General features: G+C 63.4%; 21 protein-coding genes. 9 read left to right on the top strand and 12 right to left on the bottom strand.

Annotated features, from left to right (window positions below):
- Positions 1-17 precede the first annotated feature (17 nt).
- Genes grxD through ACGYLI_RS06025 form a run of 3 tightly spaced genes read right to left on the bottom strand, consistent with a single transcriptional unit; the run spans position 18 to position 965 of the window.
- Positions 18-380, bottom strand: coding sequence for a Grx4 family monothiol glutaredoxin (gene grxD / locus ACGYLI_RS06035; protein WP_209217636.1), 363 nt, complete (start codon positions 378-380; stop codon positions 18-20).
- A 1-nt stretch (position 381) separates the two neighbouring features.
- Positions 382-726 carry a hypothetical protein gene (locus ACGYLI_RS06030; RefSeq protein WP_394418084.1) on the bottom strand — a complete coding sequence of 115 codons (345 nt, stop codon included), beginning with the start codon at positions 724-726 and terminating at the stop codon, positions 382-384.
- A 2-nt stretch (positions 727-728) separates the two neighbouring features.
- The gene (locus tag ACGYLI_RS06025) at positions 729-965 is read right to left on the bottom strand and encodes a BolA family protein (RefSeq protein ID WP_067268222.1); all 237 of its coding nucleotides are present in this window, start codon (positions 963-965) and stop codon (positions 729-731) included.
- 145 nt (positions 966-1,110) lie between these two features.
- Between ACGYLI_RS06025 and ACGYLI_RS06020 the strand changes: the two genes are divergently transcribed.
- The 6 genes from ACGYLI_RS06020 (at position 1,111) to ACGYLI_RS05995 (ending at position 9,087) form a co-directional block, all read left to right on the top strand.
- On the top strand, positions 1,111-2,070 hold the full coding sequence (locus tag ACGYLI_RS06020; protein ID WP_394418081.1) for an XdhC family protein: 960 nt from the start codon (positions 1,111-1,113) through the stop codon (positions 2,068-2,070).
- Positions 2,067-3,068 (top strand): molybdopterin-binding protein, encoded by a 1,002-nt coding sequence (locus ACGYLI_RS06015; protein ID WP_394418078.1) that lies wholly within the window; start codon positions 2,067-2,069, stop codon positions 3,066-3,068. The genes ACGYLI_RS06020 and ACGYLI_RS06015 overlap by 4 nt, the downstream gene beginning before the upstream one ends.
- An 86-nt stretch (positions 3,069-3,154) precedes the next feature.
- Positions 3,155-3,640: a (2Fe-2S)-binding protein gene (locus ACGYLI_RS06010; RefSeq protein WP_067268228.1), complete on the top strand. Its 486-nt coding sequence runs from the start codon at positions 3,155-3,157 to the stop codon at positions 3,638-3,640.
- Between the two features lie 114 nt (positions 3,641-3,754).
- The gene (locus tag ACGYLI_RS06005; RefSeq protein ID WP_394418075.1) at positions 3,755-6,130 is read left to right on the top strand and encodes a xanthine dehydrogenase family protein molybdopterin-binding subunit; all 2,376 of its coding nucleotides are present in this window, start codon (positions 3,755-3,757) and stop codon (positions 6,128-6,130) included.
- Between the two features lie 65 nt (positions 6,131-6,195).
- On the top strand, positions 6,196-6,984 hold the full coding sequence (locus tag ACGYLI_RS06000) for an FAD binding domain-containing protein (protein ID WP_394418072.1): 789 nt from the start codon (positions 6,196-6,198) through the stop codon (positions 6,982-6,984).
- Positions 6,985-7,146: 162 nt separating this feature from the next.
- Positions 7,147-9,087 (top strand): OmpA family protein, encoded by a 1,941-nt coding sequence (locus tag ACGYLI_RS05995; protein WP_394418069.1) that lies wholly within the window; start codon positions 7,147-7,149, stop codon positions 9,085-9,087.
- 111 nt (positions 9,088-9,198) lie between these two features.
- Here ACGYLI_RS05995 and infC read toward each other — a convergent pair whose 3' ends face one another.
- On the bottom strand, positions 9,199-9,747 hold the full coding sequence (gene infC / locus ACGYLI_RS05990) for a translation initiation factor IF-3 (RefSeq protein WP_394418298.1): 549 nt from the start codon (positions 9,745-9,747) through the stop codon (positions 9,199-9,201).
- Positions 9,748-9,946: 199 nt separating this feature from the next.
- Here infC and ACGYLI_RS05985 point away from each other — a divergent pair, with 199 nt between their 5' ends.
- Positions 9,947-10,216, top strand: a complete 270-nt coding sequence (locus tag ACGYLI_RS05985) for a hypothetical protein (protein WP_271687103.1) — start codon at positions 9,947-9,949, stop codon at positions 10,214-10,216.
- Between the two features lie 84 nt (positions 10,217-10,300).
- On the opposite strand, the gene purF is transcribed toward ACGYLI_RS05985, so the two are convergent.
- The 5 genes from purF to alr form a co-directional block, all read right to left on the bottom strand.
- Positions 10,301-11,785 carry an amidophosphoribosyltransferase gene (gene purF, locus ACGYLI_RS05980; RefSeq protein WP_209217844.1) on the bottom strand — a complete coding sequence of 495 codons (1,485 nt, stop codon included), beginning with the start codon at positions 11,783-11,785 and terminating at the stop codon, positions 10,301-10,303.
- Positions 11,786-12,018: 233 nt separating this feature from the next.
- A complete protein-coding gene (locus ACGYLI_RS05975) occupies positions 12,019-12,573 on the bottom strand; it encodes a CvpA family protein (RefSeq protein ID WP_394418066.1) in 555 nt (184 codons plus the stop codon).
- 29 nt (positions 12,574-12,602) lie between these two features.
- Positions 12,603-13,970 carry a DNA repair protein RadA gene (gene radA, locus ACGYLI_RS05970; protein WP_067268243.1) on the bottom strand — a complete coding sequence of 456 codons (1,368 nt, stop codon included), beginning with the start codon at positions 13,968-13,970 and terminating at the stop codon, positions 12,603-12,605.
- A gap of 105 nt (positions 13,971-14,075) precedes the next feature.
- Positions 14,076-14,873, bottom strand: a complete 798-nt coding sequence (locus ACGYLI_RS05965; protein ID WP_394418063.1) for a DNA repair protein — start codon at positions 14,871-14,873, stop codon at positions 14,076-14,078.
- 280 nt (positions 14,874-15,153) lie between these two features.
- Positions 15,154-16,197: an alanine racemase gene (gene alr / locus ACGYLI_RS05960; protein WP_394418060.1), complete on the bottom strand. Its 1,044-nt coding sequence runs from the start codon at positions 16,195-16,197 to the stop codon at positions 15,154-15,156.
- A 129-nt stretch (positions 16,198-16,326) separates the two neighbouring features.
- Here alr and ACGYLI_RS05955 point away from each other — a divergent pair, with 129 nt between their 5' ends.
- A complete protein-coding gene (locus ACGYLI_RS05955; protein ID WP_394418057.1) occupies positions 16,327-17,052 on the top strand; it encodes a sterol desaturase family protein in 726 nt (241 codons plus the stop codon).
- A gap of 100 nt (positions 17,053-17,152) precedes the next feature.
- Positions 17,153-18,460, top strand: coding sequence for an alpha/beta hydrolase family protein (locus ACGYLI_RS05950; protein WP_394418296.1), 1,308 nt, complete (start codon positions 17,153-17,155; stop codon positions 18,458-18,460).
- A gap of 426 nt (positions 18,461-18,886) precedes the next feature.
- Here ACGYLI_RS05950 and ACGYLI_RS05945 read toward each other — a convergent pair whose 3' ends face one another.
- The 3 genes from ACGYLI_RS05945 to pyrC all read right to left on the bottom strand — a co-directional run bounded on the left by ACGYLI_RS05945 (position 18,887) and on the right by pyrC (position 22,301).
- Positions 18,887-20,386, bottom strand: a complete 1,500-nt coding sequence (locus ACGYLI_RS05945) for a replicative DNA helicase (RefSeq protein WP_067268251.1) — start codon at positions 20,384-20,386, stop codon at positions 18,887-18,889.
- Between the two features lie 150 nt (positions 20,387-20,536).
- Positions 20,537-21,214 (bottom strand): orotate phosphoribosyltransferase, encoded by a 678-nt coding sequence (locus ACGYLI_RS05940; protein ID WP_322327598.1) that lies wholly within the window; start codon positions 21,212-21,214, stop codon positions 20,537-20,539.
- A 55-nt stretch (positions 21,215-21,269) separates the two neighbouring features.
- Positions 21,270-22,301, bottom strand: a complete 1,032-nt coding sequence (gene pyrC / locus ACGYLI_RS05935) for a dihydroorotase (RefSeq protein ID WP_394418054.1) — start codon at positions 22,299-22,301, stop codon at positions 21,270-21,272.
- Between the last annotated feature and the right edge of the window lie 17 nt (positions 22,302-22,318).

Genomic DNA, 22,318 nt, shown 5'->3' with positions numbered 1-22,318 from the left:
TGACGCGGGCGCCCGGCTTAGCCGTTGGCTTCGCGGATCTTGTCGGCGGCTTCCTTGTCGAAGGCGACGCCGTTCTCGTCGAACAGGGTGTCCAATTCGCCCGACAGCGTCATCTCGGTGATGATGTCGCAGCCGCCGACGAATTCGCCTTTGACGTAAAGCTGCGGGATGGTCGGCCAGTCGGAGAAATCCTTGATCCCCTGACGCAGGTTCTCATCCGCCAGCACGTTCACGTCGCTGTAGTTCACGCCCATGTAGTTCAGCACTCCGGCCACGCGGCTGGAGAAGCCGCACTGCGGCATTTCTTTCGTGCCTTTCATAAACAGAACCACGTCATTCTCGGTGATCTGTTCCTTAATCTGGCTTGCGGCATCGCTCATGTCATTCGTCCTTCGTATCTGGTTTCTTGAACGCAGCGTGATAGCGCCGCGCATAGGTTTCGTCGTCGGCCCAGGGTTTGACCTCAACCTCGGCCCCGCCAAGGAAAAAGCCGCCCCGCTTCTTGGTCCAATTCGTATGCCCGCGCTCTAGGCTTTCGTTGCGCCGCGCGGTGCGGGCCACGGCATCCAAATCCAGCGCCTCCATCCCCAGCGGCACCTTGCCGGTCTCAGGCCGGGGTGGCTGGCGCTGCGACAGCGGCACATGCTGGCCGCGCCGGGCGCGGTGCTGGGCATAGGCGGTGGCGGCGATCCCGCTCACGACTGCCGCAGCGACCCAGCCCCACATGGTTAGTCCGGGGTCCGGGTGGTCAGCGCCAGCGCGTGCAATTCGCCGTTTGACCCGTCCATCTTGCCCTTGAGGGCCGCATAGACGGCGCGCTGCTGCTGCACCCGGTTCATGCCGCGAAAGCTTTCGTCCACGACCATGGCCGCCATATGCACGCCATCATTGCCTTCGACGGTGATCTTGGCATCCGGAAAGGACGCGCGGATCAGGTCTTCGATTTCGCTGGCTTGCATGGGCATGGGGTGGCTCCGGCTGTTGTGAGTGCTTGGGCTAGATGTAGTGCCGCAGGCCACGGCGTGCAAGGCGAAGCCGAAGGCCGGATCGGCCATTGACCTTTGCCCCTATTGCGACACACTTTGCGCCCTCACGTTGAAAGGACAACCGATGGACCGGATCCCCGAACAAGCGCTCGACTGGGCCGAGGCCGGAGAGCCTGTGGCCCTTGCCACGGTGGTGGAAACATGGGGCTCCGCCCCCCGCCGCGCAGGCGCGCAACTGGCGGTGGCGGGCGACGGCACGATGATGGGGTCCGTCTCGGGCGGTTGCGTCGAAGGGGCCGTGGTGGTCGAGGCTCTGGAGGCGTTGGAGGATGGCCGCACGCGGCTGTTGGAATATGGCGTCAGCGATGGTGATGCCTTTGCCGTGGGGCTGGCCTGCGGCGGCACGATCAAGGTGCTGGTGGAGCCGGTGGGGCCGGAGGCGCTGAGCCTCGAGATGCTGCGCGAGTTGGTGGCAAGGCGCGCGGCCCGTAAGTCGGTGGCCTATGAGGTGGCGTTGGACGGCAGCGACCGTCGGCTGACAGAGGCGGGGCATGATGACCGCTTTCGCCGCGACCGCTCTGGCGTGGAGGATGAAACCGGGCGGTTCATCGCCATCCACAATCCGCCGCTGCGGCTGGTGATCGTGGGCGCCGTGCATATCGCGCAGCATCTGGTGCGCATGGCGACAGAGGCGGGGTTCGATCCGATCGTCATCGACCCGCGGGAGGCTTTCGGCTCACCCGCCCGTTTCCCCGATTGCCAAGTGGTGAACGATTGGCCCGATGCCGCCCTGCGCGAGATCGGTGTTGACGCGCGTACCGCCGTGGTCTTGCTGACCCATGACCCGAAACTCGACGATCCGGCGCTGCATGTGGCGCTCGGGTCCGAGGCTTTCTATATCGGCGCGCTCGGCTCGACCCGGACGCAGGCCAGCAGGCTTGATCGGCTGGCGGAAGCAGGTGTGGCGGCAGAGCAGGCGGCGCGTATCCACGGGCCGGTCGGCCTCGATATCGGCGCGGCCAGCCCGGCTGAAATCGCCGTGTCGATCCTTGCCCAGATGATCCAAAGCCTGCGCCGCCCATGAGGTTTGGCCCGGTCCCTTTGAGCGCGGCTTTGGGCGCGACGCTGGCCCATTCCGTCGCCGTTGAGCAGGGGCGGCTGCGCAAAGGCCGCGTGCTGACCCAAGAGGATATCGCAGCGCTGGAAGGCGCAGGCATCGAAGAGGTGATCGTCGCCCGGCTCGACCCCGGTGATATTGATGAGAACGCAGGTGCCGCGCGATTGGCCGAAAGCCTCTGCGGTTCGGGCCTGCGGATGTCGAAACCCTTCACCGGGCGGGTGAACCTGCTGGCCGATGGGCCGGGGGTGGTGGTGATGGACCGCGCGGCGCTTGAGGCGGTCAATGCGGTGGACCCGATGATCACGCTGGCCACCGTGCCACCCTATCAGCAGATGGGCGAAAACGGCATGGTGGCGACAATCAAGATCATCTCCTACGCCCTGCCTGAAAGCACAGTCGCGGCCGCCTGCACGGCGGCGGGAGAGGGCGCCTTGCGCCTCGCGCCGCCTGTGCTGCGCGATGCCACGCTGATTATTACCGACGTGCCCGGCGGCGCCGGTGACAAGGGCCGCGCCGCGGTGGAGGGGCGGCTGACCGCGCTTAATGTGACCCTGCGCGATGTCGTAACCGTCCCCCATCGCAGCGCCCCGCTGACCGAGGCGATTGCCGCGGCTGAGACCGATCTGGTCCTGATCCTCACTGCCTCCGCCACGTCGGACATCAATGACGTGGCCCCCTCCGCCCTGCGCGCGGCGGGGGGCGAGGTGACGCGCTTTGGTATGCCGGTCGATCCGGGCAATCTGCTCTTTCTCGGCCAACTTGGCGCCCGCGCGGTGATCGGCCTGCCGGGCTGCGCCCGTTCGCCCGCGCTGAACGGGGCGGATTGGGTGCTGTCGCGGCTGGTCTGCGGCATTCCCGTCACCAGCGCGGATATCGCGGCGATGGGGGTGGGCGGCTTGCTGAAAGAGATCCCCACGCGCCCGCAGCCGCGCAGCCCCGGCAAAAGCGCGGGCAACGGCTGAGGCAAAACCTTAGGAAAATATATGTTCTCAACTAGGGCTTGTCGTGCTTAACTGATCTCAACAAGCGTCAGACTGGGAGGAAGAACATGACACAGGTCAAGATGACCGTGAACGGCAAACCCGCGTCGGGAGAGGTCGAGGGCCGCACTTTGCTGGTGCATTTCCTGCGCGATGATCTGGAACTGACCGGCACCCATGTGGGCTGCGACACCAGCCAATGCGGCGCCTGCGTGGTGCATGTGAACGGCAATGCGGTCAAAGCCTGCACCATGTTCGCGGTCGAGGCCGATGGCGCCGAGGTCGAGACCATTGAAGGGCAGGCGGCCCCCGATGGCACGCTCAGCACCATCCAACAGGCGTTTCAAGATCACCACGGGCTGCAATGCGGCTTTTGCACGCCGGGCATGGTGATGTCGGCGGCGGCGCTGCTCAAGGAAAACCCGAAACCTTCGGAGGCCGAGGTGCGCCATTACCTTGACGGCAACATCTGCCGCTGCACCGGCTACCACAATATCGTCAAAGCGATCATGGCGGCCAGCGGCCAAGAGGTCAGCGCGCTGGCGGCAGAGTAACGTTGGAAGCAGTGTCGCGCTGAGCAGACCGGTGATGGCGGAGGGAGGACCGCCAGAACCGGAACCCGCGTGACGGATCAGGTGCATCGCACCGCCACCAAACGGGAGGATATTATGCCAAAGGATTTTGAACCGACGAGCGGTATTGGGGCCAGCAGCAAAAGACGGGAGGATGTGCGCTTTCTCACCGGGGCGGGGCGCTATACCGATGACATCAACCTGCGCCGCCAGACCCATGTGTTTTTCCTGCGCTCGGATGTGGCCCATGGGCGGCTGACCGGGGTCGATACCTCTGCCGCCGAAGACATGCCCGGCGTGCTAAAGGTTTTCACCGGCGCAGATTTCGCCGAAGTGGGCGGGATGCCCTGCGGCTGGCAGGTGACCGACAAACACGGTCAACCCATGCAGGAGCCGAAACACCCCGTGCTGGCCCATGAAAAGGTCCGCCATGTGGGCGAGCCCATCGCCGCCGTCGTGGCCGAGACGCTGGCGCAGGCCCGTGACGCCGCCGAGGCGATTGTTGTCGATATTGACGAGTTGCCCGCCGTGGTGAACATGAAAGACGCGCTGAAAGACGATGCGCCCAAGGTGCATGACGACCTGACCAGCAACCTCTGCTACGACTGGGGTTTCGTGGAAGAGAATAAGGAGGCGGTGAACAAAGCCTTTGACGAGGCCGCCCATGTCACCACGTTGGAACTGGTCAACAACCGCCTCGTCGCCAACCCGATGGAGCCGCGCGTGGCCATCGGCGATTACAACCGCTCGGACGGGGAGCATACGCTCTATACCACCAGCCAGAACCCGCATGTGATCCGTCTGCTGATGGGCGCCTTCGTGCTGGGCATCCCCGAGCACAAGTTGCGCGTGGTGGCCCCTGACGTGGGCGGTGGCTTCGGCACCAAGATCTTTCACTATCAGGAGGAGGCCTTCTGCACCTTCGCGGCCAAGGCGGTGGGGCGTCCGGTCAAATGGACCTCAAGCCGCTCGGAAGCCTTCATGTCCGACGCCCATGGCCGCGACCATGTCACCAAAATCGAACTGGCGCTGGATGCGGAGAATAACTTCACCGCCCTGCGCACCGATACCTATGCCAATATGGGGGCCTATCTGTCGACCTTCGCGCCCTCGGTGCCGACCTGGCTGCACGGCACGCTCATGGCGGGGAATTACAAAACGCCGCTGATCTACGTGAACGTTAAGGCGGTCTTTACCAATACCGTGCCAGTAGATGCCTATCGCGGGGCCGGTCGGCCCGAAGCGACCTATCAGTTGGAGCGTTTGATCGACAAGGCCGCGCATGAGTTGCAGGTCGATCCAATCAAACTGCGCCGCCAGAACTTCGTGACGGAGTTTCCCTATGCCACACCGGTGGCGGTGGAATATGACACGGGCGATTACAACGCCACGATGGACAAGCTCGAAGAGATCGCCGACCACGCGGGTTTTGAAGCCCGGCGCCGTGAGAGTGAGGCGAAGGGGAAGCTGCGCGGCTTTGGCGTGAACTGCTATATCGAGGCCTGCGGCATTGCGCCGTCGAACCTTGTGGGCCAACTCGGCGCACGCGCGGGGCTTTATGAAAGCGCGACGGTGCGGGTCAACGCCACCGGCGGGCTGGTCGTGATGACCGGAAGCCACAGCCACGGGCAGGGGCATGAGACCTCATTCGCGCAGGTGGTGGCCGATATGATCGGCATCGACGAGAATATGGTCGAGATCGTCCATGGCGACACCTCCAAGGTGCCGATGGGCATGGGCACCTATGGCTCGCGCTCGCTCGCGGTGGGCGGCAGCGCCATGGTGCGCGCGACCGAAAAGATCATCGCCAAAGCCAAGAAGATCGCAAGCCACCTTCTGGAAGCCTCGGAAGGGGATATCGAGTTGAAGGATGGGGCCTTTAGCGTTGCGGGCACGGATAAATCCGTGGCGTGGGGCGATGTGACGCTTGCCGCCTATGTGCCGCATAACTACCCGTTGGAAGTGATCGAACCGGGGCTTGAGGAAACCGCCTTTTACGACCCGTCGAACTTCACCTATCCGGCGGGGGCCTATGCCTGCGAGGTCGAGTTGGACCCTGAAACCGGCCATGTCACCGTCGAACGTTTCACCGCTGCGGATGATTTTGGCAATGTGGTGAACCCGATGATCGTGACGGGCCAAGTCCACGGCGGTCTGGCCCAAGGTATCGGTCAAGCGCTGTTGGAGAACTGCGCCTACGACGAGGACGGCCAACTGCTTAGCGCGTCTTACATGGATTACGCCATGCCGCGCGCAAGCGATTTGCCGTTTTATGACGTGGATCACTCCTGCCAGACGCCTTGCACCCACAACCCCTTGGGCGTGAAAGGCTGTGGGGAGGCGGGGGCCATCGGCTCCCCGCCTGCGGTGGTCAATGCGGTGCTTGACGCCATGCGCGCGGGCGGGAAGGACATCGGCCATATCGACATGCCGGTCAGCCCCGCGCGGGTCTGGGAGGCGATGAATGGCTAAGCGCCTGCTGAAGATTGGTTTGAGAAAAGAGGCGACGCTCGGGCGGCCTCTGGGAAGGATGAAAGATGTATGATTTCGAAGTAGAGCGCCCCAGCAGCGTGGCGGATGCGGTCAAGGCTGTGGGGCAGGAGGATGCGCAACCGCTCAGCGGCGGTCAGACGTTGATCCCCACGCTGAAGGCGCGGCTGGCGATGCCCTCGGTTCTGGTGTCGCTGGCGGGGATCGATGCGCTCAAAGGGGTTGAGATGCGCGATGGCGCGCTTTGGATCGGTGGCGGCACGACCCATGCCACGGTCATGCGCGAGGCGGCGGAGAGCTACCCGGCGCTCGCCAGCCTCGCCGCACGGATCGGCGACCCGGCGGTGCGCAACCGGGGGACCATCGGCGGATCGCTCGCCAATAACGACCCCTCTGCCTGCTACCCGGCGGGCGCTCTGGCCAGTGGCGCGACGATTGAGACCGACCGCCGCGAGATTGCCGCGGATGACTATTTCCAAGGCATGTTCACCACCGCGTTGGAGGAAGGGGAGATCGTCACCGGCGTCCGTTTCCCCATCCCTGAGGCCGCGCATTACGAGAAATTCATCCAGCCCGCCTCGCGCTTCCCGCTGGTCGCGGCCTATGTCGCGCGCCTCGGCGATGGGGTGCGCGTGGCAATCACGGGTGCGTCGAACGACGGTGTCTTCCGCTGGAGTGAAGCCGAAACTGCCCTGTCGGAACGGTTCGCGCCGGAGGCGTTGGAGGGGCTGACACTGGACGCGGGTGACATGATCAGCGATCTGCACGGCAGCGGCGCCTACCGCGCCCATTTGTGCGGCGTGATGACCCGCCGCGCTGTGGCCGCCATCGCCTGATAGCCGATAACAGCAGCGTAAACCTTTGCCGCGTCCTTATAGGGGGCGCGGTATTTTCATGGGGTAAGCTCTTGATATTGGATAGCGGAACCAGCGCCCCCATCATGCGTTGGGTGACAAGCGCTGCCCGAACGGCGTTCCCGTAATGATGAGGACGTGAAAATGAAAAACCTACTGAGATCTACGACTTCGCTGGGTCTGAGCCTTGCCTTGGCTTTCCCGCATGGCGCCTTTGCGCAGGAGCAAAATCTGAATGAATGCGGCCCCGTGGGCGAAGCGACCGAATTCCCCTGCGCATTCGACGATCAGACGGTAGAGAGTGCCGAAGAGCTTCGTGTTATGGCCGGGCTGAGCGGTGAGGCCGAGGCGGAAGTCGAAGCGGAAGGTGAAGCAGAGGTCGAGGCCGAGGCGGAAACCGAAGCCGAGGCGGGTTCGCTGCTGGATCAGGCAACTGGCGCGGTTGAAGCGACGGGTGACGCTGCTGCCGCTGCTGTGAACGACGTGACCGAACAGGCCGAAGAGGCCGCCGATGCAGCAGAGGCGCAGGCTGAAGCCGCAGCCGAGGCGGCAGAGGAAACTGCGAGCGAAGCGGAAGCGGAAGCCGCAGAGGCCGAAGCCGAAATGACCGCCGAGACTGAGAGCGAGGTCGAAGTCGAGGAAGAGGTTGAGACCGAATCGGAAGTTGAAGCCGAGCAGGAAAGCGAAGTCGAGGTTGAGGCCGAGGCCGAGATTGAAGACGACGCCGAGGCCGAGACCGCGCAGGACGTGGAAGCTGAAGCCGAAGCGACCGCTGAAGCTGATGCCGAGGTGACCGAAACCGTAGAAACCGACGAAAACGCCGAAGCTGCGACTGACGCGGAAGCCAATGAGACTGTGGTCGAGACCTCGGAAGAAGCCGAGGCCGAAATGGAAGCCGAAACCAGCGGCGAAGCAGTCGGCGAGGAAGACAACGCCGGTCTGACCGAAGAGCAGATCCAAGCCCGTGAAGAGCGCCGCGAAGCCCGCCGTGCCGAACGCCGCGAAGAGCGCCGTGAGCAACGCCGCGCCGAGCGTGAAGCTGCCGCCGCCGCCGCCGCTGCTGCCGAAAGCGATGCGGACGCCGAAGTCGTGACCGAAGAAGTTACCGAAGAAGACGTGCGCAGCTCGGACGAAGACTTCGAAACCGAAGTGACTGCCGCAGGCGAAGCCGATGCCGCCGCCGCTGAGGACGAAGACAGCGGGATGTCGGACTTCGAAAAAGCGCTGCTGCTCGGCCTTGGGGCCGTGGCTGTCGGCTCGGTTCTGAACAATGGTGAGAAGATCGTCAGCCGCTCCGGTGACCGTGTGGTCGTGCAGGACGACACTGGCGAGTTGCGCGTGCTGAAGGACGATAACGCTCTGCTTCGCCGCCCCGGTGACGAGGTGCAGACCCAGACTTTCGACGACGGCTCCACCCGGACCATCGTGACCAAAAGCGACGGCAGCCGGGTCGAGACTATCCGCTCGCGCGATGGCACCGTGCTGCGCCGGACGAACTTCGATGCGCAGGGCCGTGAATATGTGCTGGTAGATGACCTCGTGGAAGAGCGCGAAGTTGTCGTGAACGATCTGCCGCAGGTTCAGCAGACCCAGCAAGCACAGCGCGCCAGCACCCAAGACGAAGCCGCGCTCCGTCAGGCGCTGCAAGCTGAGATGCGCAACGATCAGGGGCGGACATTCTCCCTGCGTCAGGTGCGTGAAATCCGTGAGGTACGCTCGCTTGCGCCGGAACTGGAACTCGATGCCGTACGCTTCCCCACTGGCTCCGCCGCGATCCAGCCTGAACAGGCCCGCGCGCTTGCCAATATCGGCACCACACTGCGTGACCTGATCCAGAAGGACCCGCGCACCGTGATCCTCGTCGAAGGTCACACCGATGCGGTTGGCGATGCGAGCTATAACCTCGCCCTGTCGGACCGCCGCGCGGAGACCGTGGCTCTGGCGCTGACCGAGTACTTTGATGTGCCGCCCGCCAACCTGATCACGCAGGGCTATGGCGAGAGCCAGCTGCGCGTGCCGACCACGTCGGCGGAACCTGCGAACCGTCGTGCCGTGGTGCGCAACATTACAGGTCTGCTGCGCTAAGCAGACAAACACCCCAAACAGAAAACGCCCCCGGAGCGATCCGGGGGCGTTTTGCGTTTTTGGATGGTGAAGGTGCCAGTCGGGCCCGTCATGCGGACCCGATTGAGCTGATCACTTGTTGGGCAGCGGCCCGATCACCATGACCATTTGGCGGCCTTCCATCTTGGGGAAGTTCTCCACCCGGCCGATCTCTTTGGTGTCGGCAGCGACGCGCTCCAAAAGCTCACGACCGAGGTTCTGGTGCGCCATCTCGCGGCCACGGAACCGGAGGGTAACCTTCACCTTGTCGCCACCTTCAAGAAACTTGAAGACATTGCGCATCTTCACATCGTAGTCGTTCTTGTCCGTATTGGGACGGAACTTGACCTCTTTGATCTCGATGATCTTCTGTTTCTTGCGGGCTTCGCTCTCGCGCTTTTGCTGTTCATATTTGAACTTGCCGAAATCCATGATCTTGCACACGGGCGGCTTGGCATTGGGCGAAATTTCAACAAGGTCGAGGCCGGCTTCGTCGGCCATTTCCATGGCACGCTGCGGCGTCACGACGCCGACGTTTTCGCCATCTGCACCGATCAGGCGGATTTCGGAGGCACGGATCTTGTCGTTGACGCGCGGGCCGGTGTCACGTTGGGGCGGCGCGTTATGAGGTCTGCGAGCGATGGTGATGGTCCTTTGATTGTTACCTAATTCCAGAATGCAAGGTAAACCCGCGAGGGGGCATCTTCAAGTCGCAAAATCACGCTATGCGTGGGGTTTGCGGCGATTTACCCTTGATCTGGGGCGAATGTGGCGCAATTCACGGCTATGCGGCCCCGGGGGAAATCTTTAACCTCGCGGGGCGTAGATTAAGGGGAATGGAATGAAGAATCTGGTCTGGTTGGTTGTGGCGGCGCTGATTGCGCTGGCGGGCTATATGCTTTTCACCGGCAAGGGGCCGCAAGAAGTGGCCATCGAAGCTTCTGAGGCGATAAATGCGCCCGAGGTGGCCGAAGATATGACCAACGCCGCCGAAGACGCCGCCGATGCAATCGCAGGCAGCGTGGATGCCGCCGGGGAGGCGATCAGCGATGCCGTGGATGACGCAACCGAGAGCGCCAATGACGCGGCGGAGCCTGCGGCGCAGAATTAAGCTGCCCTGCGCAATGCGGAAAAGCAAAGGCCGCGTCCGGGGAACCGGGCGCGGCCTTTGCTTTGGTTTGATCCGTCTGGCGGGTTACTCGGCGGCGGGCTTCATCTGGAAACCTTCCTTAACCTGATCGGCAGGGGTCACCGGGTAGTCGCCCGAGAAACAAGCGTCACAATATTGCGGGCAGTCGGCGTTGCGGCCTTCGGCTTCGCCCACCGCGCGGTAGAGACCGTCGAGCGAGATGAACTTGAGACTGTCGACCTGCAAGTGGTCGCGCATCTCATCCTCGGACATGGTCGCCGCCAGTAGCTTTTCGCGCTGCGGGGTGTCGACGCCGTAGAAACAGGGCCAAGCCGTGGGGGGGGAGGCGATCCGGAAGTGCACCTCTTTCGCGCCCGCGTCGAGGATCATCTCTTTGATCTTGCGCGATGTCGTGCCGCGCACCACCGAGTCGTCGACCAAGATCACCCGCTTGCCCTTGATCAGCGCGCGGTTGACGTTGAGCTTGAGACGGACCCCCATGTTGCGGATCTGCTCGGTCGGCTCGATGAAGGTCCGGCCCATGTATTGGTTGCGGATGATGCCCATCGCGTAGGGGATGCCGGATTCAAGGCTATAGCCAATCGCCGCCGGGGTGCCGCTATCAGGCACAGGGCAGACGAGATCGGCCTCCACCGGGCTTTCCTTGGCCAGTTCGCGGCCAATATTCTCACGCGTTTCATAGACCGAACGACCACCGAGGATGCTGTCGGGGCGGCTGAAGTAGACATGCTCAAAAATACAGAAACGCGAGGCGACACGGCGGAAGGGGAAATGGCTTTCGACCCCTTTCTCGGTGATCACCACCATCTCGCCCGGTTCGATCTCGCGGACGAATTCCGCGCCGATGATGTCGAGCGCGCATGTCTCCGAGCTCAGCGCCCAGCCATCGCCGACACGGCCCAGCACGAGCGGGCGCACGCCCAGCGGATCGCGCACGCCGATCAGCTTGGTGCGTGTCATGGCAACGACCGAAAAGGCCCCCTCGACCCGGCGCAGCGCATCTTCCATCCGCTCGGGGATGTTTTGCTGCAAGGATCGGGCCATCAGGTGAATGATGCACTCACTGTCGGATGAGGATTGGAAGATCGAGCCCCGCTCGATTAACTCACGGCGCAGGGCGTTGGCATTGGTGATATTGCCATTATGGGCAATCGCGGCTCCGCCCATGGCGAACTCACCAAAGAAGGGCTGCACGTCGCGGATCGCGGTGGGGCCCTTGTTGCCAGAGGTCGAATAGCGGACGTGACCGATGGACAACTCGCCGGGCAGGGTCTGCATCACATCCTGCGAGGTGAAGTTGTCGCGGACATAGCCAAAGCGGCGGGCCGATTGGAAACCGGCGGCGGGATCGTAGCTGACGATGCCGCCAGCCTCTTGTCCACGGTGCTGGAGGGCGTGCAGGCCAAGGGCCACGAAAGTGGCGGCATCGGCAACGCCAACCACGCCAAAGACGCCGCATTCCTCCTTCAGTTTATCCTCATCTCCGCTGTCGCGCAGATAGGAAGTGTCAAAGGGATGGGCGGGCGGCATGTGCTTGGACAACGGGGCAACTCCGAATCCGGGTGAGGTCGCTGCCTATGTAGGGGCTTCGCAAGCGGCTGTCACCCCGCATGTCGCCTGCGGGGGGCATGAGGCAGGATAAAGCGCCGCATTGCCCGCCAAGGAGGCGGCCCCCGTAACCTGCCCAGCCCAAACGCAAAACAGGCGGCCATTATGCTCTGGCCGCCTGTCTAAAAGGATTGTGTTAAGAGGTTATGAAGGCCTTAGGCGCTACATTTGCCCACCAGCGCCTCATAGCGGTTGGTGATCCAGCCGAGCGCCTCTTGCGGGTCTTTTTCTTCGATCTGGCCGGTGAAGCGCGAGAATACGGCGGCGGAGCGGCTGTTTTCGACCATTGTGGTCCGCTCACCGGTGATGACGGTGTCGTAGACGAAGAAGGCAATCGCGACGAGCAGCACGCCGCGCACGACTCCGAAGATGAAGCCAAGCCCTTGGTCCACGCCGCCCAGCATTGAGCGGTGCACGAGCGAGGAGAAGAGCGGCGTGAAGAGCGAGACCACGATAAGCGCCGCGGCAAAGACCAGCGCGAAGGCACCGATCACCGACAATTCGCAGCTATCGGCCAAAAAATCGCCTACATAGGGCAGTTCACGCACCAGCGGTTCGACCTGCGGCGCAAAAAGAAAGGCCAGCACAGCCGCTGCAATCCAGCCGACAATCGCCATCAACTCGCGCACCAGCCCACGGCCATAGGCCAGCAATGCCGATAGCACGATGACAACCGCGACCACCCCGTCAATAATGGTAAAACCGTCCATGCGCGTTCTCGCCCTCGTCTAAGGGGGGATCAGCCCGCCCCGAAAATTTCGCCAACAAATCCGGTCAGATCGCTCATCGTATTCAGCGCAATTCCGGTCACACCCACAGCCTTGCCGCCGCGCGGTGCAATAGCGCTCGTAAAACCAAGTTTTTGCGCCTCTTTCAACCTGTTTTCCGTCTGGCTGGCGGGGCGCAGCGCACCGGAGAGGCTAATCTCACCGAAAACAACGGTTTCGGCGGGCAGGGCCGCGTCTTCCCGCGCCGAGAGGATCGCGGCGGCCACGGCGAGATCGGCGGCGGGTTCGGAGATCTTCATACCACCGGCCACATTGAGGTAGACATCCAGCCCCGCGAAAGGAATCCCGCAGCGCGCTTCCAAGACCGCGAGGATCATCGCCAAACGGCCCGAATCCCAGCCCACCACCGTCCGGCGCGCTTGGGAATGGGGCGAGGGGGCCACGAGCGCCTGAAGTTCGACCAAGACAGGCCGGGTGCCTTCGATGCCCGCAAAGACGACCGAACCGGGAGAGGGTTGTCCGCGTTCCGACAAGAACAGCGCCGAGGGGTTGATCACCTCTGACAGACCGCCGCCCGTCATCTCGAAAACGCCGATCTCATCCGCCGGGCCAAAGCGGTTTTTCACCGCGCGCAGGATGCGGAACTGGTGCCCGCGCTCACCTTCGAAATAGAGCACGGTGTCGACCATATGCTCCACCACGCGGGGGCCAGCGATCTGGCCTTCCTTGGTGACATGGCCCACGAGGATCACCGCGACCCCGCGGCGTTTGGCGAAGCTGGTCAACTCATGTGCCGCGGCGCGGACCTGACTGACCGATCCGGGCGCGCTTTCGACGTTGTCGGCCCACATGGTTTGGATCGAGTCGATGATGGCAAGCTGCGGGCGCTCGGCCTCGAGCGTGGTTAGGATGTCGCGCAGGTTGGTTTCCGCGGCCAGTTTCACCGGCGCTTCGGAAAGGCCCAGACGTTGCGCGCGCATGCGGACCTGCGCGCTGGCTTCTTCGCCGCTGACATAGATCGTCTTGAGGCCGGAGTTGGCGAAATGCGCGGCGGCTTGCAGCAGGAGGGTTGATTTCCCGATGCCGGGATCGCCGCCCACGAGGATCGCCGAAGCAGGCACCAGCCCGCCGCCCAACACGCGGTCCAACTCCGCAATGCCCGACTGTGCGCGCGGGGGCGGGGTTTCTTGTGTGGCAAGATCGGTGAGTTCAATGGCAGAGCCGCGCCTTGCGCCCAAGGATTTGCTGGGCGGGCCTGCGGAGATGCCTTTGTCTTCGACGATGGAATTCCACGCGCCGCAGGCGTCACAGCGCCCGGACCATTTGGAATGTTTCGCGCCGCATTCGGCGCAGGAAAAACTGGAGGAGGATTTGGCCATGGGTCCTTTTCGCGCAGGTGCCCGATGGCGTCAAAGGAAAAGCATCCGGCCCTTGGGTGATGATCCCGGGGGGGGAACCCAATGGGCCGGATGCCGCCGCTGGCATTACTCAGCGGCTTTGGGCGGCAGGTCGATCACGATATTGTCGAGTGATGTCGTCTCAGGCTTGCGCTCGGGTGCTTCGGTTTGGACCACACGTTCAAGGCCAAGCTCTGGCATGATCTCACGCATTTCCTCGCGCAGACGCTCAAGCTGGGCCACGGCGACGCTTTCTTCGAGTTCGACTTCGTGCAACCAATGTTTCATCTCGGTCGAGATCGCTTTGGCCTGATCGAGGCGGCTGTTGAAGAGTTCGACCTCTTCCTGACGCTGCTTGAGGAAGCTGCGGGCACGGGCCAGTTTCTCATCCGAATAGACTTCGGCCAGATCGCGGGCCACGTGGCTCATCTGAGCGGCCATTTCCAGCACGGCAGGCTCCAGCGTGGCGAGGTCGGGATGATCGCGCAGATAGGCCAGACGTTCGCGCACGGAATCGAATTCCGAGCTCATCTGAAAGGTTTCGGCCCGGTCGGCGGCGTGCACGGCGGCATAGGCGCGGGCCACGTCCTGCATGCCGACATTGAATTGGCGGTGCGAGGTCTCAAGCTGCATGACACGGCGGTTGGTGGGCAGGAAAAAGCACAGGCCCACGGCAAGGACGGTCAGCGCCAGTTGGGCGTACATCCCGGCGTTTTCGACAGGCTCACCGCCGTATTGCAGATCAAGGCTGATCCAATTCCAAAGGCCAAGGGCCGCCATGAAGCTGGCCCCCGTAAGGGCAAGCGCGGCGAGGGCAAAAACCACAACGGCGAGCCGCTGAAAGGCGAATTGAATGAGGTAGGCAAAGGAACGAAGCTGGGACATACTTTCTCCCCCCTGGAAGAGCTACTAAGCAAGTTTCTGCCGACCAACGCCTCCTTATCCTTCTTTGTTCCCATTCCCTGCGGGATTATGCTGAGGATTTAACGTAGTTTTGCCGAGATTATGGCACAACCGCAGGTTTTTCGGAAGTTATTTGCGCCTGCGCAGTGCAATTTCGTGATCGGCAGCGCAGGGCAGGGACGATGCGTACCCTGGGGAAATGGCAGTGAGTCGCGCAGCATCTTTCGCGGCGGCGTGCTGCGACGCGGGGAAAATCGCCGACCTAACCGGCGTAGTTTCGCGCATATCTTGCGCCCAAAGAGGTGAGCACCTCATAGCCGATCGTGCCCGCCCAATCCGCCAAATCGTCAACGCCTTGGCTTTGCCCCAGCAGTTGCAAGGTCGCGGGCACCTCCTCCAATGCAGAAACATCTACCGTGATCAGGTCCATTGAGACGCGGCCAAGGATGGGCAGGGTAACACCCTCATGCTGGAAACAGGCGGTGCCGGTCGCATTGCCCATCGCGCGCAGAAGGCCGTCGGCGTAGCCCGCGGCCACGGTGGCGATCTTGACGGTGCTCTCCGCCGTCCATGTGTTGCCATAGCCCACAGTCTCCCCGGGGGTGACGCTGCGGCTCTGGATCACTGGTACGTCGAGGGTGACCACGGGCCGCGCCTCTGTGAAAGGGCGCCCGCCGTAAAGACCGATGCCGGGGCGGGTGACGTCGAAATGATACTCCGGCCCCAACAAAATGCCCCCCGTGGCGGAGAGCGAGCGCGGCACTTCAACCCCTTGGGTCATGTCGCTGAAACTGCGCAGTTGCGCATCGTTCATTTCATGATCCGGCGCGTCCGAGCAGGCCAGATGCGACATGATCAGCCTGGGGTTCTGACTCAGCGCGATGTCGCGCAGGGCTGCCCATTCCGCAGGCTCCATCCCCAGCCGGTTCATCCCGCTGTCGAGTTGGATGCCGAAAGCATGGCCGGGCAGGGTCTCTAGCTGGCGCAGCAGTTGCTCGGTCGAGTTGATCATCGGCGTCAGCGCGGCACCGGCAATCGCCTCTGCATCGCCCGGCATATGCCCGGAAAAGACATTGATCACCGGGCCTTCGCCCAAGGCTTGGCGCAGGGCCACGCCCTCTTCGGTCAGGGCCACGAAGAACTGTCGCGCCCCGGCCTCGGCCAATGTCTTGGCCACACGGGCGGCGCCCAGCCCATAGCTGTCGGCTTTGACCACGGCGGCAGTCTCGGCCTTTGTCATACGGTCGAGGGCGCGCCAATTGTCGGCGATGGCTTGTAGGTCGATGGTCAGGGTCGCTTTGCTCATGCGCGGATGTGGGCCGGAATGAGGGGGGAGGTCAAGCGGCCAAGGGCACCTAACGTCATGCGCGACAGGCAGGCGGGGGATTTGTTACAGTTTTGCCTACCGGATGCGCAGGATGGGGAGGTCAGGCGGATGTCACGGATCAAGATCATGTTCGGCCATGCGGGCGTGTCGCTCATGGCGCTGGCCGCTGTGGTGGCCTTTGTTGCGATGCTTTGGGGGGCGCCGCTGTGGTCTTGGGCGCTGGTGCCGCTGGGGGTCGCGGCGCAGATGCTCAATGAATACAACCTGCACCGGCATGTCTTTCACCTTGCCCCGCCCAAGCGGCAATGGGCCTTTGATCTGCTGTACCGCGCGCATTACGGGCACCATGACTTCCCGACCAATCACGGGCTGTTCTTCGTGCCGCTCTGGGTCGCGCTGCCGATGCTCGTGGGGAATTTCCTTCTGGTCTGGGGCATCGCGGCGCTTTTGGGGGTCGAGGCGAGCATCTGGATCGCCACGGCGATCGTGCCTCTGGGCGGGGTGCTGACCTTTCTGGGCTATGAGTGGTTTCACATGACGGCGCATCTCACGGTGCCGAAAACGGCGGTGGAGCGGCATGTTACCCGGCTGCACAATCAGCATCACTTTCGCGACTTCAACAAGTGGTTCCACGTCAGCCCGGGCGGGGAGATCATCGACCGGGCCATGGGCACCGATATCGACACCGAGGCTTTGAAACAGCAGCAGCGGGTGGCTTTCATCCGCACCTTGGGGATGCAGCCCGACGATCCAAGACTGCTGGCCGCCCGAGCGCGGTTCGCTGGGAAATACGGGCTGAGCGAGGCCGAAGTGGCCCGCGCCGCGCGGGGGTAGGTGTGAAACTTCCGTAACGTTACCCGAAGGGCGCTTGCCTGTCCCCGTGGCGCGGGTAGGCTTGGCCCAATTCAAGGGAGGACGAACCATGCACCGACATATGACCACCACAGCCCTGCTTGCCGCGGGCCTTACCGCTGGCGCGGCGCAGGCGGAGAACCGGATCGACCGGCAATTGCCGAATGCGCCCGAGCTTGCGGCCTATGGCGATCATGCCGTGGGGGTGCGCACGCTGGAGATGGTCAACCCCGACCAGATCGACATCCTCGCCATCGACCCCGCCGCCGACAAGCCTGAGGAGGTGCCGCGCTATGACCGGCCGCTGACGGTGGAGATGTATTACCCCGCCGCCGAGGGGGCGGAGGGCGAGACCGCCTTCAAGGCTTATCTCCGCGACGGCACCACCGAGGTCACGTTGCAGGGCCAAGCGATGCGCGACGTCGATCCGGCAGAGGGCGAGACCTTTCCGCTGGTGCTGATCAGCCATGGCTATCCGGGCAACCGTTACCTCATGTCGCATCTGGCAGAGAACCTCGCCTCCAAGGGCTATGTCGTGGCCTCGATCGACCATACCGACAGCACCTACCGCACGCAGGCAGCCTTTGGCTCGACACTGGTGAACCGCTCGCTGGACCAGCTTTTCGTGCTGGAGCAGATGGCGCAGAAGGCCGCGGAGGGCGGTGACTTCGCGGGGCTCTATGATGCCGAGAACACCGGTCTGATCGGCTATTCCATGGGCGGCTACGGCGCGATCATCACCGCCGGAGGCGGGGTGACGGAAACGTCGGTCGGCTATACATGGGGCGGGCCGCATGGAACGCTGGGCATTCATCAGGCGGGCTCCGAGACGCATGACGCGCTGCCCGATCCGCGCATCAAGACCGCCGTGGCCTTCGGCCCTTGGGGCATGAACCGCGGCTTCTGGGATGCCGAGGGGCTGGCCGGGGTGCAGATCCCGATGTTGTTTATCGCAGGCTCGCAGGACGATACCTCGCTCTACGAAAACGGCATCCGGGCGATCTGGGAGAACACCTCGAACGTAGACCGCGCGCTGTTGACCTACATGAACGCGGGCCACAACGCGGGCGCGCCCATGCCGGCGCCGGAGGAGGCCTATTACTTCAGCGAAGACAAGGGCTTCAACATCTCCGAGCATTACACCGACGCGGTCTGGGATACGGCGCGGATGAACAACATCGCCCAGCATTTCGTGACCGCGTGGATGGACAGTCATTTGAAGGGTGAGAGTGAGAAGGCGGCGTATCTCGATCTGGTAGAGAACTCGAACGACGGCGTCTGGTCGGTCGAGGAGGATGGGACCGAGAAGGAGGACCACAGCTATTGGCGGGGTTTTCCGGAGGGGACCGCCAAGGGGTTAGTGTATGAGGTGAAATCGGCGGCTGAGTGAGGCTGGGGCCCGGTAGCGTTGCCGGGCCCTTTTGCCACCGGGCCCGGAATCAGGCCGCAGGCGCCGGGCCATAGCCTGCTTGGCGAAAGGGGGGCCACTAGGTGAAGTTCGGCATGGCGTTCCTTAAGACCGATCATGGCGGCAAAAGCACCAGTCGAGGTTGCCACGCAGCCCGGAATCAAGCCGCAGGCGCCGGGCCATCGCCTGCCCGCCCTGTCACGCCGGAGGCGTGCCGGATTATGATCGGCGCACCTTTGGTGCGACCGGGTAGGCGATTTGGCGAGGCTGGGTGAGACCTCGCGGAACGCACATCATGGTTGAAGGATAAAGTGGTACCGAACTTCTGTTGCATCGCCCACCCGCGGGCAGGCGATGGCCCTAAGTTCTTTAAGATCGCTGGTCAGGGGAAACGGAAGGCGCCAGCCCTCAAAACTCCTGATCGTCCCCGCCGCCCTGCTGCCAAGGCTGCACGAGGTTGCCGAAGCGGGTGAACTTGCCCTCGAAGCTGAGGTCAACCGTGCCGATGGGCCCGTGACGCTGCTTGCCGATCACCACCTCGGCGCGGCCGTGCAGACGCTCCATCTCTTCCTGCCAGACCGCCATCTTGTCGAGCTCGTGATCGCCGGGCTTCTCGCGTTCCTTGTAGTATTCCTCGCGGTACACGAACATCACCACGTCGGCGTCCTGTTCGATCGAGCCGGATTCCCGAAGGTCCGAGAGCTGCGGCCGTTTATCGTCGCGGCTCTCCACCTGACGCGAGAGCTGCGACAGGGCGATCACCGGAATGTCGAGTTCCTTGGCGATGGCCTTGAGGCCCATGGTGATCTCGGAAATTTCGTTCACCCGGTTCTCGGATTTGCCGGTGCCGCGCACGAGCTGGAGGTAGTCGATGATCAACACGTCGAGCCCGTGGGTCCGCTTCAGGCGCCGCGCGCGGGCGGCAAGCTGGCTGATCGGCAGGGCAGGCGTGTCGTCGATGAAGAGCGGGCAGGCCTCGAGCGCCTTGGCGGCATCGACGAAACGGCGGAACTCGGCCTCGGTCATGTCGCCCGAGCGGATCTGGTGGCTGGGGATCTCGGCAGCTTCCGACAGAATCCGCGAGGCAAGCTGTTCGGCGCTCATCTCTAGGCTGTAGAAGCCCACGACGCCGCCGTCGATAGCACCCTCAGTGCCGTCGGGCTTCATCCCGCGCTTGTAGGCCTTGGCCACGTTGAAGGCGATGTTGGTGGCGAGCGAGGTCTTACCCATCGAAGGACGCCCCGCAAGGATCAGAAGGTCCGAGCGGTGCAGACCGCCCAGTTTCTTGTCCATGTCGATAAGCCCGGTGGAGACGCCGGAAAGGCCGCCATCCCGCTGGTAGGCGGCATTGGCGACGTTGACCGCATCCGTGACGGCCTTGAGGAAGGATTGGAAACCGCTTTCGACCTGACCCTGTTCGGCCAGCTTGTAAAGCTCCTGCTCGGCCTCGACGATCTGCTCGCGCGGCTCGGAAGAGACATCAACCTGTGCTGCCTTGGCCGAAATGTCGCGACCGAGCTGGATGAGGTCGCGGCGCACGGCGAGGTCATAGATCATCTGCGCGTAGTCGCGTACAGCGAAGGCGCTGATCGCCGCACCGGCAAGGCGGGCCAGATAGGCCGGGCCGCCCAGCTCCTTCAGCCCCTCATCGTCCTCCATAAAGGCCTTGAGCGTGACCGGGGAGGCGAGGTTGTTCTTGGCGATCCGCTGGGCCGCGATGTCGAAGATGCGGGCGTGGACCGGCTCGTAGAAATGCTTGGGCCCGATGACCGAGGCGACACGGTCGTAGACGTCATTGTTGGTCAGGATCGCGCCCAAAAGCTGCTGTTCGGCCTCGATCGAATGCGGCATCGATTCCGGTGCCTGCACGGCCAATTGGTTCGCGTTCAGCGATGTAATCTCGTTCATGACCTCACCCATTTCTACCCAGATGGACCTCATAGCCAGTGGGTTCGCCCGGCGCAAATTGTATCTTTTGTGGATATCTTTACCGACAAAAGGCCCCACCACATTTTGCCTTGTGGTGGGGCCTTCGGTCAACATCTTGCGAAAATTCGGTTAACTTTTGCGGGATTCCTGCCAATCGCGCGGGGCGTTCAGGAAGGCTTCGACCTCCGTCAGCGTGGCGGCGTCAAAGGCCCCTTGGGCGCGGGCCTCGGCCAGCACGTCCCACCATGTGCAGAGCGCGTGGAGCGTAACGCCATGGTCGCCAAGGGTCTTTTCGGTCTGGGGGAAGATGCCATAGTGAAAGATCACCGCCGTATGGGCACAGGTCGCCCCTGTTTCGCGAATCGCGTCGACGAAGCTGAGTTTCGAGCCGCCATCGGTGGTCAGGTCCTCGACCAGCAGCACGCGCTGTCCCGGCGTCATCTCACCTTCGATCCGCGCGTTGCGACCGTAGCCTTTCGGCTTTTTGCGCACATAGGTCATCGGCAGGGCCATCCGTTCGGCGACCATGGCGGCAAAGGGAATGCCCGCCGTCTCGCCCCCGGCGATATTGTCGAAGGCCTCGAAGCCCGCGTCGCGCATGACGGTGACGGTGAGGAAATCCATCAGCGTGGACCGGATGCGCGGGTGAGAGATCAGCTTGCGGCAGTCGATATAGGTGGGCGACGGCAGTCCCGAGGCCAGCGTGAAGGGCTCCTCCGCGTTGAAATGCACCGCGCCGATCTCCAGCAACATGCGCGCGGTGAGGCGGGCCATTTCTTGGGGGCTTGGGTGGCTGGTGGGGATCATGGCAGGCGTCCTTGGGTGGGGAGAGGTCGGAGCGGTATTTAAGAAAGGATGAAGATCAGGTGGTCCAGTGGAGATCAAAACCGGGGTCGAAGACCGTGACCGGGCCAGCGGGCGTGTCGATGCTGACCGGATGGCTCGGGGCTTCGCGGCGCAGGGTAATCTGTGTTTCGTTCGGCGGGAGGCCGTAGAAGGCAGGGCCGTTGAGCGAGGTGAAGGCTTCGAGCTTGTCGAGCGCGCCGTCTTCTTCGAAAACTTGAGCGAGGATGGACATCGTGTTGGGGGCGGTGAAGCAGCCCGCGCAGCCGCAGGGCTGGAGTTTCGCGCCATCGGTATGGGGCGCGCTGTCGGTGCCGAGGAAGAAGCGCGGATCGCCGGAGGTGGCCGCTTGGCGCAGGGCGCGGCGGTGGGTCTCGCGTTTGGCGACCGGCAGGCAGTAATAATGCGGGCGGATGCCACCGGCGAGGATGTGGTTGCGGTTGATCACGAGGTGGTGCGTGGTGATCGTGGCAGCAAGCCCGCTGGCGTTGCTGCGCACATAGTCGGCGGCCTCGGCGGTGGTGATATGTTCCATGATCACGCGCAGCGCGGGGTGGGCGCGGCGGATCGGGTCGAGCACACGGTCGATGAAGACAGCTTCGCGGTCGAAGATGTCGACCTCGCTGTCGGTAACCTCGCCGTGGGTGCAAAGGGGCAGGCCGATTTCGGCCATGCGGTCGAGCACCGGGGCGACATTGTCGAAGTTCGACACGCCGCTGGCGGAGTTGGTGGTGGCGCCTGCGGGATAGAGTTTGACGGCGTGGATCAGCCCTTCAGCATGGGCGCGGGCGACATCGTCGGGGTCCGTCTCCTCGGTCAGGTAGAGGGTCATCAGGGGCGTGAAATCCGCGCCCTCTGGCAGGGCGGCCATGATCCGGTCGCGGTAGGCGGCGGCCTGGGCGCCTGTCACAACGGGGGGCACGAGATTGGGCATGATGATGGCGCGGGCAAAATCGCGGGCACTGTGCGGGACCACGGCGCGCAGCATGTCGCCGTCGCGCAGGTGCAGGTGCCAGTCATCGGGACGGCGGATCGTGAGGCTTTGTGTCATGGGCGCGGGGCTAGCAC

It is taken from the genome of Sulfitobacter sp. 1A13421 (assembly GCF_043557285.1).
Classification (GTDB): Bacteria; Pseudomonadota; Alphaproteobacteria; order Rhodobacterales; family Rhodobacteraceae; genus Sulfitobacter; species Sulfitobacter faviae.
Note: the sequence above shows the minus strand (reverse complement) of the source record. Positions and strands in the feature narration are given on the sequence as shown.